Origin of the sequence: Salinisphaera sp. Q1T1-3 (genome assembly GCF_003602005.1) — a bacterium.
GTDB lineage: Bacteria > Pseudomonadota > Gammaproteobacteria > Nevskiales > Salinisphaeraceae > Salinisphaera.
The window spans coordinates 32,172-45,818 of the sequence record NZ_QZWD01000013.1 but is presented as its reverse complement, the minus strand read 5'-3'; the positions used below and the strand labels follow the sequence as shown (position 1 = coordinate 45,818).

Genomic DNA, 13,647 nt, shown 5'->3' with positions numbered 1-13,647 from the left:
TCGCGCCTTGCAGGACACTGCGGTCTCTCGACGAAAAGGCGCGCGAACGAAACCTCAACAGGCCCTAGTCCGGGTCCTGTCGCCCAGCCGCGGCCAGGCGTCGAAGCGCATCGGCCAGAGGCGCATCCTCGATGTAGTGGGCGGTCCGTTCGATATGCTGGCGCGAGCTCGGTGACAGATAGCGCGGGCGGTCCGTCGGCTGGAACGGGCCAAGCCCGACCGGGCGCACCTTGATGTCGATCCGGTCGATCTGCAGCCGCATGCGCTGGGCCAGCGCCTGTTTCAGCGCGGCGTCCATGTAGCGCAGGCGGGTCGCCCAGGCAGCATTGCTCACGTGGAGCCGCAGCACGTAATGATCGTAGGCAGCGACCTGGAATTCGGCGGCGATCGCAGCCGGGAGCACGTCGAGCAGCGCGCGTCGCATGCGCGCGAGGAAACGCGCGCGCCCGAGCACGTCCGCGAGGTCCGGAGCCGCGATATGCAACAGGGACTGGATTGACTGCGGGGTCGACCCCATAACGTACGATGTACGGCGCAGGTGTGAATTGGCATGGTAGCAGCCGCAGCGGCCGCGACCGTCGTCTGCACGCAGTTTTAAGAGTCTGCCGGAGCTTGCGTTATCATCGCGGTCTTTCCATTGAAGGGATTTCGCCGCTCGGGCAATACGACGAGGGTTCATGAGCAATTTTCTGACCAAACTCATCGGCAGTCGCAATCAGCGTGTGGTCAAACGCATGCACAAGATCGCCGACGCCGTGAATTCCCGCGAGGCGGATTACGAAGACCTGTCCGACGAACAGCTCGCGGCGAAGACGGTCGAGTTCCGCGAACGTCTGGCCGACGGTGCCGACCTGGACGATCTGCTCAGCGAGGGCTTCGCGGTGGTTCGCGAGGCCGCCAAGCGCGTGCTTGGCATGCGGCATTTCGATGTCCAGCTGGTCGGCGGGCAGGTGCTGCATCAGGGCAAGATCGCGGAGATGAAGACCGGCGAGGGCAAGACACTCGTCGCCACGCTCGCGACCTATCTCAACGCGCTCGAAGGCAAGGGCGTGCACATCGTCACGGTCAACGACTATCTGGCCGCGCGCGACGCCGAATGGATGGGACGGCTCTATCGATTCCTGGGGCTGACCGTCGGGGTGATCTTCTCGGGCCAGGACACGGATGCCAAGCGTGCGGCGTATGCCTGCGACATCACCTACGGCACGAACAACGAATACGGCTTCGACTACCTGCGCGACAACATGGCCTTCACGCCGGCCGATCGTGTCCAGCGGGCGTTGAACTACGCCATCATCGACGAAGTCGACTCGATCCTCATCGACGAAGCCCGGACGCCGCTGATCATCTCCGGGCCGACCGATGACGACCCGCAGACCTCGCTGTCGGTCGACACGCTCGTCGAGCATCTGAGCGAGCAGGCCGAGGAGGACGGCCCCGGTGACTATTTCACCGAGGAGAAGAACAAGCAGGCCTATCTGACCGAGGACGGTCATCAGAAGGTCGAGCAGCTGATGCGCGAATCCGGTCTGCTCGACCCGGAAGAGTCGCTCTACGACGCGAATAACGTGGCGCTCATGCACCACATGAACGCGGCCCTGCGCGCACACACGCTCTATACCAAGGACATTGAATACATCGTCGCCAACGGTGAGATCGTCATCGTCGACGAGTTCACCGGGCGCACCATGCCCGGTCGGCGCTGGTCGGACGGCCTGCATCAGGCCATCGAAGCCAAGGAAGGCGTGGCGATTCAGAAAGAGAATCAGACGCTGGCCTCGATCACCTTCCAGAATTTCTTCCGGCTCTACAACAAACTGTCGGGGATGACCGGCACGGCCGACACCGAGGCTTTCGAGTTCCAGTCCATCTATGGCCTGGAAGTGGTCGTGATCCCGACCAACCGCCCGCTCGCGCGTCGCGACCTGCCTGACCAGATCTATATGAGCGGGCGCGAGAAATTCGAGGCGATCGCCGAAGAGGCGGTTACGGCCAGCCAGGCCGGGCAGCCCGTGCTCATCGGCACGGCGTCGATCGATGCCTCGGAGCTGCTTTCGCAGCTTCTTTCCCGTCGCGGTATCCGCCACGAAGTGCTCAACGCCAAGCAGCACGAGCGCGAGGCCGATATCATTGCCCAGGCCGGGCGTCCGGGGGCGGTGACCATCGCCACCAACATGGCCGGCCGTGGTACTGATATCGTGCTCGGCGGCAACATCGAGGAGGCTTTGGCCGCCCTCGAGGAAGACGACGAGGCCGGCCGGCAGCGCCTGCGCGACGAGTGGTCCAAGACGCACGAGGCCGTGCTGGAGGCCGGTGGGCTGTACGTGATCGGCTCCGAGCGCCACGAATCGCGGCGTGTCGACAACCAGCTGCGCGGCCGTTCCGGGCGCCAGGGTGACCCCGGTGCCTCACGCTTCTATCTGTCGCTCGAAGACAGTCTCATGCGGATCTTCACGCCGCCGCGGCTGCGCTCGATGCTGCAGAACCTCGGTCTCGAGGAAGGCGAGGCGATCGAACACAAGTGGGTGACGCGGGCGATCGAGAACGCTCAGCAGAAGGTCGAGCGTCATCATTTCGATATCCGCAAGCAGCTGCTTGAATACGACAACGTGGCCAATGACCAGCGCCAGGTTGTCTACGAGCAGCGCAACGAGATCATGGATGCCGAGGAAGTCTCGGAACTGGTCGACAACATCTGGACGGATGTCGTCGAAGCCGCCATCTCCGAGCATGTCCCGCCGGCCAGCCTTGAGGAACAGTGGGATGTCGAAGGGCTGGAGCACGCCATCGAAAGGGATTTCGGTCAGGCCATGCCGATCCAGCAGTGGCTCGACGAGGAAGACCGGCTCGACGAGGAAGGGTTGCGCGAGCGGATCGCCACGCAGCTGAGAAACACCTACGAGGAAAAACGCGAATACGCCGGCGCGGCCAACATGGCCCAGATCGAGAAGTCGGTGGTCCTGCAGGTGCTGGACTCGCTCTGGCGCGAGCATCTGGCGGCCATGGACTATCTGCGCAAGGGCATCCATCTGCGCGGCTATGCCCAGAAGGATCCCAAGAACGAATACAAGCGCGAAGCCTTCGAGATGTTCAACAACATGCTCACGCGTTTGAAGCACGAGGCCGTGACCGTGCTTGCCCGCGGGCGCGTGGATGCCCAGATCACCGAAGAGGCACGCGAGGATCGGCGTCGCCAGATGGCGGCCATGGAATACCAGCACGAGGAGGCGTCCTCGGCTGCCGAACAGGCCATTGCCGCGGCCCAGGCGAATGCCGCCGAGCCCCAGGTCGAGGTCGCCGATGCCGCCCCGATCGCGCCGGAAACCGCCGCGCAGGCGAATCTGCCCGGCGCTGGCCAACCCGTCGATTCGGGTCCCACTGTCGGCGATGAAGGCGATCGGCCCGAGACCTTCGTGCGTGACGGACGCAAGATCGGGCGCAACGAGACCTGTCCCTGCGGGTCGGGCAAGAAATACAAGCACTGCCACGGGCGAGACGCCTCGTGAACCAGTGCGGGCATTCCCACCAATGAGTGGCTCATGGCAGTAAATCTCGAGGCTCCGGCGTCGCTGGCGCCGGTCGCCGGCACGCACTGGTCGACCATCGGTGCGGCGATCAAGGCCCCGGATCGTGACGATATCGCTGTACTCTGGCTCGATGCCGGCACGCGAACGACCGGCCTGTTCACGCGCAATGCGTTTGCCGCCGCGCCGGTCCAGATCGCACGCCGTCATCTGACGGCAACCGCACCGCGGGCCCTGTTGGTCAACAGCGGCAATGCCAATGCCGGGACCGGCCTGGCGGGTGAGCAGGACGGGCTCAAGCTGTGTGAACAGATCGCCGACGCCGCCGGGCTCGAGGCCGCCGAGGTGTTGCCGTTCTCCACCGGTGTCATCGGCCAACGCCTGCCGTTGTCGCGCATGATGCCGGCAGTGGGGCAGCTGAGTGCGGACCGTCCGGACAGCGGCTGGCTTGCTGCGGCACGAGCGATCATGACCACCGACACCGTGCCCAAGGGCGTCAGCCGAGAGATCGCGCTCGGCGCCGGGCAACGTGTCCGGTTGACCGGCATCGCCAAGGGCTCGGGCATGATTCGCCCGGACATGGCCACCATGCTGGCGTTTCTGGCCACCGACGCCGATATTCCGGAAGCCGATCTGCACGAGGCGCTGGTTGTCGCCAACCAGCGCTCGTTCAACAGCATCACGGTCGACGGGGATACCTCGACCAATGACGCGGTCACACTCAGCGCGACCGGCCAGAGTGCCTCGCTCGACGCCAGCCAGCCCGGCTGGCCGGCGTTCGTGGATGCGCTCGTCGAGGTGATGACCGAGCTGGCCACGGCGATCGTGCGTGATGCCGAAGGGGCCACGCGTTTCATCCGAATCGCGGTCGCCGGGGCAGGCGACGAGGCCGAGGCCCGAGCGGTCGGTTTCACGGTGGCGCAGTCGCCGTTGTTCAAGACAGCTGCCTTCGCCGGCGACCCCAACTGGGGCCGTATCCTGGCGGCCGTGGGGCGCGCGCCGATCGAGGCGCTGGCGATCGATCGGGTGGATATCGCGCTCGACGACGTCGCGATCGTGGCCGGCGGCCAGCCGCGGCCGGATTACATCGAATCCGAGGCCGCCGCCGTCATGGCGCGACCGGAGTTCACGGTGCACGTCGATCTGGGGCGCGGCCAGGCCGCGACGACGATCTATACCTCGGATCTGTCGTACGAGTACGTACGCATCAACGCCGAATATCGCAGCTGATGGTGCCGATCGATATTGCCGTCGGCGTGCTCGTCGATTCGCGCGGCCGCGTGCTCATCGCGCGTCGACGGCCGGATACGCCCGGTGCCGGCTTCTGGGAGTTTCCGGGCGGCAAGCGCGAGCCAGACGAGTCGATCGAGACCTGTCTGTCGCGCGAACTGGCCGAAGAGATCGGCGTCACCAATCTGCGCAGTCGACCCTTGATCCGCTTTACGCACGACCGCGGGCCGCGTCCGGTGCGGCTGCACGTGGCACGTATCGATCAGTGGACCGGTGAAGCTGCCGGTCGAGAAGGGCAAGCGGTCCGCTGGTGTGATCGCGATGCGCTTTCGGGCGTCGAGTTGCTGCCGGCCACCGACGTGATTCTGGCCGCGCTGTCGTTGCCGCCGGTCTATCTGATAACGCCGCCGGTCGGCCGTACGCGCGAGGCGCGCGAGAGCTGGTTCTCGGCGCTCGACCGGGCGCTGCGCCATCAAGGTACGCCGGATACGCCCCCGATGCTGCGCCTGCGCCAGCCCCAGCTGGAAGACGATGACTACGCGGCGCTCGCCCGAGATGTACTGGTCCGTGCACGACCGTTTTCGGCCCGTGTGCTGCTGGACCGCAGTGCGGCGCTGGTCGAGCGCCTGAACGCGCACGGCCTGCACTGGTCGGCGCGTCGTGCTCAGCGTGCCGACGACCGCCCGATCGGACGCGATCGCTGGTTCGCGGTATCCACGCACGACAGCGACGAACTCGCACACGCCGAAACGCTCGGCGCGGATTTCGCCACGCTTTCGCCGGTCGCGCGGACGGCGTCACACCCGGAAGCGCGACCGCTCGGGTGGCCGGCCTTCGAGGCGTATCGCGGCGAGCGCGCGTTATCGGTGTACGCGCTCGGCGGACTCGGGCCGACTGATCTCGCGCCGGCCCTCGACCATTACGCGCAGGGCGTGGCCGGCATTCGGGAGTTCTGGCCCGGCAGCTGACCAAGCACGGCTGCGTTCAGTGTGGCGTGCCGTCATCGTCCAGCCCCGACATGGGCGTCGGGGCCGTGCCGTCCGGGTCGGCGATCCGGTTCGACTCGTCCAGCCAGTCGCCCAGATCAATCAGCTTGCAGCGACGCGAGCAGAACGGGCGATAGACGTTGTCGCGACTCATGTCCGCGGGTTCGCCGCACTGTGGGCAATCGATGGTTTTTTGGGTGGTCATGCCGGCCCCCGCAATCGTGGGAGAATAAAGCTGCGCCGGGTCGGGTTCATCGATCGAGGCCCGCGCGCACGGCGGATTCAGAAACGGCAGCAAGCCATGCCGAACGAAATGTCCTGGTCGGTCTGGCGGACCCGGCCCCGTGTCGGGTCGACGCTCATGAAGCGTACCGTGGCTCGATGGCGTCCGGCGCTGATTTCGGGAAACACGCTCGGGGCATCGAGCATGACCCGAATGAGCTGGGTTCCCGGCGCGGTATTGTGCAGATAGACCCCACCGCCGGCTGTCTGACGGGACATCTCGCCGGCATCGCGCAACAGGCGCAGCAGGACCGTCACACCGTTTTCGATCGGGCTCACGCGCGACATCCACGCCGCGATGTCGGCGTCGAGTCGCGCCGCTGGCTGGGCCAGCCAGTGGCGATAGCCGGGCAGGTCGAAGCTGCAGGTACCGCCGGCGATCGCGCTGCGGTTGTTCACGCTGGCCAGCAATTCGTTGTCGCGCAGGAGATAGGACGAGAACTGCGGCGGGATGCGTGCCATGTCGTCGCTGACGGCGTCGAGTTCGGCGAGCACCCGTGCCAGTGCGCCGCCGTCCACGTCGTCGCGATCGGCGAGCTGTGCGAGCGTGCCGCGCCGGTGGACAAGCGCGCGGCTCACCTCGCCGCGGATATCGTGGCGCGACATGATGTTGAGCAGATCCAGAACGGCATCGACAGTCGCACGTCGACCCCAGAAGCTGTGATCGGCCGCATGGTAGTGGAAGCGCGCCGTCAGATGTTCCAGACGCAGGAACGTACGCACACGCTCGTTGAGCGGCTGTTCGTAACAGAGCAGGCCATCGTCGCCCATGCGGCTCTCCGGCGTCGGTGACGAGATACGATCAGCAAGCGGCGGATCGCCACTGTCGACCCATCCGGCCATTCGATTCAGCCCGGCAGGTGCAAGGGCGGCAGATCGGCGATCTCGCCACGGGCCAGGCGCTGGTAGCCGGCATGGAATGCCGCGGCCAGATCCGCGATGTCCTTGCGCGGTCCGGTGTTGATCAACACATCGTGCGCGACCGCCAGGCGTTCGGCACGATCCTCCTGCGCGGCGATCATCTTGCGTGCCAGTGCATCGTCGATGTCGTCGCGACCCATCAGACGTTCGAGCTGAACGGACTCCGGGGCATCGATGACGAGCACCCGGTCGACCAGATCGATCATGTTGGACTTGGCCAGCAGCGGCACGACCAGAATGCAGTACTCGGATTCGGCCGCGTCCCGCTGGATACGAAGCGCCTCGCGAATGCGCGGATGCGTGATCGCTTCAAGATCGCGCCGGGCCTCGGCGTCGTCGAAGACGATTTCACGCAGTGCGCGACGCTTGAGCGCGCCGTTGTCGTCGATCAGATGCGCGCCGAAGCGTGCCCGGATCTCGTCAAGCGCCGGTTCGCCGGGGGCGACGATCTCGCGGGCGACGGTGTCGGCATCGACAACGCTCACGCCCAGGCGCTCGAACGCTGCTGAGACCACCGACTTGCCGCTTGCAATACCGCCCGTCAGGCCGATCGTGAGTCGATCACTCATGATGTCGGGCAACGGAGATTGGCGAGGCGGCGAGCCGCAGAGAGGAACATGAACACGTCTAGCGCAATCCCGAAAGCGTCAAATAAGCGGCCATAATTGTATCGCCTGCGATGAGCGCCAGCCAGCCGGCGCCGGCAAGCCAGGGGCCGAAAGGCATGGGCGTGCCGCGGTCGAGCCGGCCGGTGGCCATCAGCGCGATGCCGATCAACGAGCCGCCGAGCGACGCCATGAGCAGGACCAGTGGGAGTTGTTGCCAGCCCAGCCAGGCGCCGAGTGCGGCCAACAGCTTGAAATCGCCGTGGCCCATGCCGTGCTTGCCGGTCAGGCACTTGAAGGCCGTGAAAACGAGCCAGAGCACGCCGTAGCCGGCCGCCGCCCCGATGATGGCATCGGCCGGCGAGACGGCGGTGGCCGGCCCGATGCCGATGACGCTGGCCAGCAGTCCGAGCCATAGCAGCGACAGCGTCAACACGTCGGGCAGCAGCTGGGTCCGGGCATCGATGACTGCCAGTGCCAGCAAGAGCCAGGAGGCGAGCAGGGCGGTCCCGCCGGCCGGCGTCAGCCCGAACCGATAGAGTACGAGACAGGCGATCGCGGCCGCTGCGGCCTCGACCAGAGGATATAGGGCGGAGATACGATGACCGCAGGCGGCACACCGACCGCGCAGCCCCAGATACCCGAGTAGTGGCACGTTGTGCCAGGCCTTGATCGGCGTCCGGCAATGCGGACAGTGCGAAGCCGGGGCAGCCAGGCTGACCGGCGTCGTATCGGCGAGGTCGGATGCGTCGGCCGCGGCGGCTTCGGCCGCCCAGCGTGCCTCGAGCATGCGTGGCAGTCGCAGGATCACCACATTCAGAAAACTGCCCACGATCAGACCGAGCACGATCGCGGACAGGACAACGAACCAGAGGGGCAGACCGGCGTAGGCCTGCATCAGACCACGGACCCGAGTTTGAAGATCGGCAGATACATGGCAATGACCAGGCCGCCGACCAGCACGCCGATCACGGCCATGATCAGCGGCTCGAGCAGCGACGAGAGCACATCGACGCGGGCATCCACCTCGGCCTCGTAGAAATCGGCCACGCGCGAGCACATCGCATCCAGCGCGCCGGCCTCCTCACCGATCTTGATCATCTGCTGTGCCATGCTCGGAAAACGTCCCGTGTTCTCGGTGGCAAGCGCCAGTGACTGACCGGACGAGACCTGATTGCGCATCTGGAAGATCGCATCCTCGAAGACCACGTTGCCAGCCGCGCGTGCGACCGAGTCCAGTGCTTCGACCAGCGGTACCCCGGCCGCGAACATGGTCGCCAGCGTCCGGGAAAAGCGGGCCACGGCCGCATCGTAGACGATGTTGCCGATCACCGGCAGGCGCAGTGCGGCACGATCGAGGCCACGGCGGAAACGGCGCGAGCGTCGACGGGCGGTGATGAAACCGTAGGCCGCGCCGCCGACAGCCAGCAGGATGAGCCACCACCACCGCTGCACGCCGTGCGACAGCCCGATCACCATCAGGGTGAAGGCGGGCAGGTCAGCGCCGAAGCCGGCGAACAGCGACTGGAACTGGGGCACCACGAAATACAGGAGAATGCCCATGACCACGATCGCCACGGCGATCACTGCCGACGGATAGAACAGGGCCTTGCGGACCTTGGCCTTGATCGCCTCGGTTTTCTCCTTGTACGTGGCGATCTTGTCCAGCAGGGACTCCAGCGCGCCCGACCGTTCGCCGGCCGCGACCAGGTTCACGTAGAGATCGTCGAAATGCCGGGGATGCCGGGCGAGTGCCTCGGCCAGCGGCATGCCGTTTTCGATGTCGTCCCGGATGGTGCGGACCAGCGCGCGCAACGCCGGATTCGTGGCGCCGCCGGCCACGATATCCAGCGACTGGACCAGCGGCACGCCGGCCGAAAGCATCGTGGCCAGTTGCCGGGAGAAGACTGCGATATCGCCGCTGGTGATCTTCTTGCGGCGTTTCTTGCCCAGGCCGAACAGCGTGGTCTTCTTGCGCACCCGGATCGGGTTGATCTGCTGACGACGCAGCAATGCCCGGACCATTGCCTCGTTGGGGCCCTCGGTCTGGCCCTTGATGCGCTCGCCGTTGCGATCGGTGCCGATCCAGAAAAACAGCTGATTGTCGGTCTCTGCCTGTGCCATGACGCGATTCGCTCCCCGGGCGCGTGAGCTCGACGATACCGCAGCCGAGGCCGACATGGGGGCGCTGCCCGGTTTTCAGCGTTCCGGATCCGTGGCGTGAATGCGACAGACCGGCCCATCGTCACACGTCTCGGCGTGTCGACGGGCGACATAGGCCCCGCAGCGCACGCAACGCACGGTCGACTCGAAACGGCGCGACTTGCGATCCAGTCCGTGCCCCTGCGGCCAGCGAATGCGTCGGAGCACGAGAAAGACCGCGAAGATCGCCAGGCCGATCAGGATCAGACGGCCCATGACGCGCTCCGTGGCCGGGCAACGGGCGAGCATGAGCCGTTTTTTAAGCAAGTTGTGATCATATGCGCAAGACGCGACAATGCGCGCCGATTTATGGGTTTTGACACATAGTGAGGCGATGCCATGAACGTTCACGAATATCAGGCCAAGGAAATCTTTGCACGCTACGGCGTGCCTGCGGGGATCGGGCGCGTCGCGCATTCGGCCGATGCAGCGGCAACCGTGGCCAACGAGCTCGGGGGCGAGCGCTGGGTCGTCAAGGCACAGGTCCATGCCGGCGGGCGCGGCAAGGCCGGCGGCGTGAAGATCTGCGATTCCGTGGACGAAGTGAAGAAGGTCGCCGGCGAGATGATCGGCGCCACGCTCGAGACCAAGCAGTCGGGCGGCGTCGCGCTGCCGATCAACTGTGTCTACGTGGAAAAGCCGGCCGACATCGATAACGAGTTGTATCTGTCGGTGCTGGTCGATCGCGCGACGCGTCGCGTGACCTTCATCGCCTCGCCGGAAGGCGGCATGGACATCGAGGAAGTGGCCGAGGCCACGCCCGAGAAGATCATGCAGATCGCCATGCATCCGGCGGCCGGATTCCAGGCCTATCAGGCCCGTGAAGTCGGCTTCTTCCTGGGCCTGGACAAGAAGCAGGTCGGTGAATTCGTCAAGGTCATGAAAGGCCTTTACGAAATGTTCACCGAGTGCGATGCCTCGCTGGTCGAGATCAACCCGCTGGTCACCACCAAGGATGGCGGCCTGATCGCGCTCGACGGCAAGCTCAACTTCGACGACAACGCGCTGTTCCGGCATGCCGAATTCGCCGAGATGCGCGACATCAGCCAGGAGAACGAGCGCGAGGCCAAGGCAGCCGAGCACGACCTGAACTACATCCAGCTCGATGGCAACATCGGCTGCATGGTCAATGGCGCGGGCCTGGCCATGGGCACCATGGATCTCGTCAAGCTGCACGGCGGTGAGCCGGCCAACTTCCTGGACGTCGGCGGCGGCGCGACCACCGAGCGCGTGACCGAGGCGTTCAAGCTGATCACCGCGGGCGAAGGCGTGAAAGCCATTCTGGTCAACATCTTCGGTGGCATCGTCCGATGTGACCTGATCGCCGAGGGCATCATCACCGCCGCCAAGGATGTCGGCATCAACGTGCCGGTGGTCGTCCGCCTGGAAGGCACCAACGCCGAAGAGGGGCGCAAGGTTCTGGACGAGTCCGAATACGATCTCATCGCCGCGCAGGACCTGACCGACGCCGCCAAGAAGGTCGTCGCCGAGGCCGCCAAGTAAGCGCTGCCCGATCGCCCATCCCGACAGCATTCAAGATCAGGATCGACTCATGAGCATTCTCGTCAACCAAGACACCAAACTCATCGTCCAGGGCTTCACCGGCAGCCAGGGCACGTTCCACTCCGAGCAGTGCATTGCCTACGGCACCAACATCGTCGGCGGTGTGACCCCGGGCCGCGGCGGCCAGACCCATCTGGACCGGCCGGTGTTCAACACCTGCGCGGACGCGGTCCGCGAGACCGGCGCCAACGCCACGATGATCTATGTGCCGGCGCCGTTCGCCGCCGATGCCATCCTCGAGGCCGAAGCCGCGGGTATTGCGACCATCATCTGCATCACCGAGCACATCCCGGTCATGGACATGCTCAAGGTACGCGCCGTGCTCGACGAATCCGATTCGGTGCTTATCGGCCCGAACTGCCCGGGCGTGATCACGCCGGGTGAGTGCAAGATCGGCATCATGCCGGCGCATATTCACCAGAAAGGCAAGATCGGCATCGTCTCCCGGTCCGGCACGCTGACCTATGAAGCCGTCTTCCAGACCACCCATAACGGTCTGGGCCAGTCGACCTGTGTCGGCATCGGCGGTGATCCGATCCACGGCCTGGACTTCACCGACGTGCTCGAAATGTTCGAGAACGACCCGCAGACCGAAGGCGTGGTCATGGTCGGCGAAATCGGCGGCACGGCCGAGGAAGAAGCGGCCGAATACATCAAGCACAACATGAGCAAGCCGGTCGTGGCCTACATCGCGGGTGTGACCGCGCCCCCGGGCAAGCGCATGGGCCATGCCGGTGCCATCATCTCGGGCGGCAAGGGCACCGCAGACGACAAGTTCGCGGCTCTGGAAGCCGCCGGTGTTGCCACCGTGCGCTCGACCGCCGAGATCGGTACCAAGATGGAAGAAGTGCTGGGCTGATTGCCACAATCGGCTTCGTCCGTCGAAACCGGCATCCTTCGGGGTGCCGGTTTTTTTTGTTCTCCCGCGGGTGAGGCCGTTGGCCGGCGGTCGGGCCAATCCAGGGCCTGTTGAGGTTTCGTTCGAGCGCCTTTTCGTCGAGAGACCGCCGTGTGTCCGGCAAGGCGCGAGTTGCCGATCGTGGCGTGCCACGATCCAGACTCGCAACGCCGCAGGGCGCCCATCGTCAGTTTCAGGGCGCGCTTGGCGCGGACTCGAACGAAACCTCAACAGGCCCTGGCGTGTTATAGGATCACATCGCCGGGTCGTGCTGTGATGCTTTCATCACTTGTAACCGTTCGATCCATGAGCGAGACATACGAACTGAGCTGTGACTGTGGCCATGTGACCATGACAGCGACCGGTACGCCCAAGGTGTCGCTGTACTGCCACTGCGGCAGTTGCCGGTCCCTCTATTCGGTGGATGTGCTGTCGGCGACGGGCTGGGACGACAACGACGTCCAGTTACCCGACGAAGCCCGGCTTTTCGTGCACACGATGACGGACAAGGATATGACGCGCTATGGCTGCCCACAGTGCGGCATGATCATGTACGGGCGTCATGCCCCGGGGATTCCGGTAATCCCGCACGGGGTGTTCCGAAAGGCCAACGGCGGCAAGCTGCCAGCTGCACTCGCGCCGTCGCTGCATCTGTTCTATCGCGAGCGCGTGCTCGATGTGGACGACGATCTCGAGAAATCCATGGGTGGTGAAGCACTCGGGATGTAGTCGAGGTGGCCTGGGGCCTGTTGATGTTTCGTTCGAGCGCCTTTTCGTCGAGACACGGCAGTGTGTCCTGCAAGGCGCGAGTCGCCGATCGTGGCGTGCCACGATCCAGACTCGCAACGCCGCAGGGCGCCCATCGTCAGTTTCAGGGCGCGCTTGGCGCGGACTCGCACGAAACCGCAACAGGCCTTGGGCGCCCGGATCGTTTTATCGGTCATCGCGCCGTGCGATCATAGGGCGCTTTCGAGCCGGAGCGGCAATTGGCCCAGACCTTTCATCTGACCTGCGATTGTGGCGCGATCCAGCTGGACGTGGACGGCACGCCAGTGCTGAGTGCCATCTGTCACTGCCAGAGTTGTCGCGAAATGTACGGCGTCGATCTGTTCAACGCCAGTGCCTGGCCCAGCGAGGCGATCAAGCGTCGGGTCGGTACCGGGGCGGATCTGATCGCGCATCGCCAGTTCGGGCGCCGCATGTGGCGCTATCATTGCTCCAACTGCGGCCGGCTTGTCCATGGCCGCAATCGCCGCGGTCATATCGTCATTCCCAACGAACGATTTCGGGCCGCCAACGAGGACAGCCTGCCGGAACGCGTCCAGCCGAGCGTGCATCTGTTCTATGCGCAACGGGTTGTCGATATCGCCGACGCGTTGCCCAAGCATCCCGATGATCTCGACGCCGTCGAGCTCGATTCCACCGACGTCTGAAGA

14 protein-coding genes are annotated in these 13,647 nt (G+C 65.1%); 7 read left to right on the top strand and 7 right to left on the bottom strand.

The genetic code is table 11. The features are described 5' to 3' along the window. Window positions 1-64 precede the first annotated feature (64 nt). Window positions 65-517 (bottom strand): DUF721 domain-containing protein, encoded by a 453-nt coding sequence (locus tag D3260_RS12500; RefSeq protein WP_158583528.1) that lies wholly within the window; start codon window positions 515-517, stop codon window positions 65-67. 160 nt (window positions 518-677) lie between these two features. Here D3260_RS12500 and secA point away from each other — a divergent pair, with 160 nt between their 5' ends. Genes secA through D3260_RS12485 form a run of 3 tightly spaced genes read left to right on the top strand, consistent with a single transcriptional unit; the run spans window position 678 to window position 5,722 of the window. Further along, complete coding sequence (gene secA, locus D3260_RS12495; protein ID WP_120098936.1) at window positions 678-3,506, top strand: preprotein translocase subunit SecA; 2,829 nt, start codon at window positions 678-680, stop codon at window positions 3,504-3,506. 33 nt (window positions 3,507-3,539) lie between these two features. Further along, complete coding sequence (gene argJ / locus D3260_RS12490) at window positions 3,540-4,754, top strand: bifunctional glutamate N-acetyltransferase/amino-acid acetyltransferase ArgJ (protein ID WP_120098935.1); 1,215 nt, start codon at window positions 3,540-3,542, stop codon at window positions 4,752-4,754. Next, on the top strand, window positions 4,754-5,722 hold the full coding sequence (locus tag D3260_RS12485) for a Nudix family hydrolase (RefSeq protein WP_120098934.1): 969 nt from the start codon (window positions 4,754-4,756) through the stop codon (window positions 5,720-5,722). Before argJ ends, D3260_RS12485 begins: the two co-directional genes overlap by 1 nt. 16 nt (window positions 5,723-5,738) lie before the next feature. Here D3260_RS12485 and D3260_RS12480 read toward each other — a convergent pair whose 3' ends face one another. The 6 genes from D3260_RS12480 to D3260_RS12455 form a co-directional block, all read right to left on the bottom strand. Continuing rightward, a complete protein-coding gene (locus D3260_RS12480) occupies window positions 5,739-5,945 on the bottom strand; it encodes a DNA gyrase inhibitor YacG (RefSeq protein WP_120099005.1) in 207 nt (68 codons plus the stop codon). Window positions 5,946-6,022: 77 nt separating this feature from the next. Continuing rightward, a complete protein-coding gene (gene zapD, locus D3260_RS12475) occupies window positions 6,023-6,793 on the bottom strand; it encodes a cell division protein ZapD (RefSeq protein ID WP_158583527.1) in 771 nt (256 codons plus the stop codon). Window positions 6,794-6,870: 77 nt separating this feature from the next. Next, window positions 6,871-7,512: a dephospho-CoA kinase gene (gene coaE, locus D3260_RS12470; protein WP_120099004.1), complete on the bottom strand. Its 642-nt coding sequence runs from the start codon at window positions 7,510-7,512 to the stop codon at window positions 6,871-6,873. 58 nt (window positions 7,513-7,570) lie between these two features. Then, window positions 7,571-8,446, bottom strand: a complete 876-nt coding sequence (locus D3260_RS12465; RefSeq protein ID WP_120098932.1) for an A24 family peptidase — start codon at window positions 8,444-8,446, stop codon at window positions 7,571-7,573. Continuing rightward, window positions 8,446-9,672, bottom strand: coding sequence for a type II secretion system F family protein (locus D3260_RS12460; RefSeq protein WP_120098931.1), 1,227 nt, complete (start codon window positions 9,670-9,672; stop codon window positions 8,446-8,448). The genes D3260_RS12465 and D3260_RS12460 overlap by 1 nt, the downstream gene beginning before the upstream one ends. Before the next feature lie 75 nt (window positions 9,673-9,747). Then, entirely contained in the window at window positions 9,748-9,966 is a 219-nt protein-coding gene (locus D3260_RS12455) for a hypothetical protein (protein WP_147418190.1), read from the bottom strand. 123 nt (window positions 9,967-10,089) lie between these two features. Between D3260_RS12455 and sucC the strand changes: the two genes are divergently transcribed. The 4 genes from sucC to D3260_RS12435 all read left to right on the top strand — a co-directional run bounded on the left by sucC (window position 10,090) and on the right by D3260_RS12435 (window position 13,644). Next, complete coding sequence (gene sucC, locus D3260_RS12450) at window positions 10,090-11,253, top strand: ADP-forming succinate--CoA ligase subunit beta (RefSeq protein WP_120098929.1); 1,164 nt, start codon at window positions 10,090-10,092, stop codon at window positions 11,251-11,253. A gap of 49 nt (window positions 11,254-11,302) precedes the next feature. Beyond that, a complete protein-coding gene (sucD, locus tag D3260_RS12445) occupies window positions 11,303-12,172 on the top strand; it encodes a succinate--CoA ligase subunit alpha (protein ID WP_120098928.1) in 870 nt (289 codons plus the stop codon). A 345-nt stretch (window positions 12,173-12,517) separates the two neighbouring features. Further along, window positions 12,518-12,940, top strand: a complete 423-nt coding sequence (locus tag D3260_RS12440; RefSeq protein WP_158583526.1) for a GFA family protein — start codon at window positions 12,518-12,520, stop codon at window positions 12,938-12,940. A 257-nt stretch (window positions 12,941-13,197) separates the two neighbouring features. Further along, window positions 13,198-13,644: a GFA family protein gene (locus D3260_RS12435; RefSeq protein WP_199671496.1), complete on the top strand. Its 447-nt coding sequence runs from the start codon at window positions 13,198-13,200 to the stop codon at window positions 13,642-13,644. The last annotated feature ends 3 nt before the right edge of the window (window positions 13,645-13,647 follow it).

What these genes read in the sequence shown, in the direction of transcription:
- D3260_RS12500 (WP_158583528.1), bottom strand. Translation starts at nt 517, where the DNA reads ATGGGGTCGACCCCGCAGTCAATCCAGTCCCTGTTGCATATCGCGGCT.
- secA (WP_120098936.1), top strand. Translation starts at nt 678, where the DNA reads ATGAGCAATTTTCTGACCAAACTCATCGGCAGTCGCAATCAGCGTGTG.
- argJ (WP_120098935.1), top strand. Translation starts at nt 3,540, where the DNA reads ATGGCAGTAAATCTCGAGGCTCCGGCGTCGCTGGCGCCGGTCGCCGGC.
- D3260_RS12485 (WP_120098934.1), top strand. Translation starts at nt 4,754, where the DNA reads ATGGTGCCGATCGATATTGCCGTCGGCGTGCTCGTCGATTCGCGCGGC.
- D3260_RS12480 (WP_120099005.1), bottom strand. Translation starts at nt 5,945, where the DNA reads ATGACCACCCAAAAAACCATCGATTGCCCACAGTGCGGCGAACCCGCG.
- zapD (WP_158583527.1), bottom strand. Translation starts at nt 6,793, where the DNA reads ATGGGCGACGATGGCCTGCTCTGTTACGAACAGCCGCTCAACGAGCGT.
- coaE (WP_120099004.1), bottom strand. Translation starts at nt 7,512, where the DNA reads ATGAGTGATCGACTCACGATCGGCCTGACGGGCGGTATTGCAAGCGGC.
- D3260_RS12465 (WP_120098932.1), bottom strand. Translation starts at nt 8,446, where the DNA reads ATGCAGGCCTACGCCGGTCTGCCCCTCTGGTTCGTTGTCCTGTCCGCG.
- D3260_RS12460 (WP_120098931.1), bottom strand. Translation starts at nt 9,672, where the DNA reads ATGGCACAGGCAGAGACCGACAATCAGCTGTTTTTCTGGATCGGCACC.
- D3260_RS12455 (WP_147418190.1), bottom strand. Translation starts at nt 9,966, where the DNA reads ATGGGCCGTCTGATCCTGATCGGCCTGGCGATCTTCGCGGTCTTTCTC.
- sucC (WP_120098929.1), top strand. Translation starts at nt 10,090, where the DNA reads ATGAACGTTCACGAATATCAGGCCAAGGAAATCTTTGCACGCTACGGC.
- sucD (WP_120098928.1), top strand. Translation starts at nt 11,303, where the DNA reads ATGAGCATTCTCGTCAACCAAGACACCAAACTCATCGTCCAGGGCTTC.
- D3260_RS12440 (WP_158583526.1), top strand. Translation starts at nt 12,518, where the DNA reads ATGAGCGAGACATACGAACTGAGCTGTGACTGTGGCCATGTGACCATG.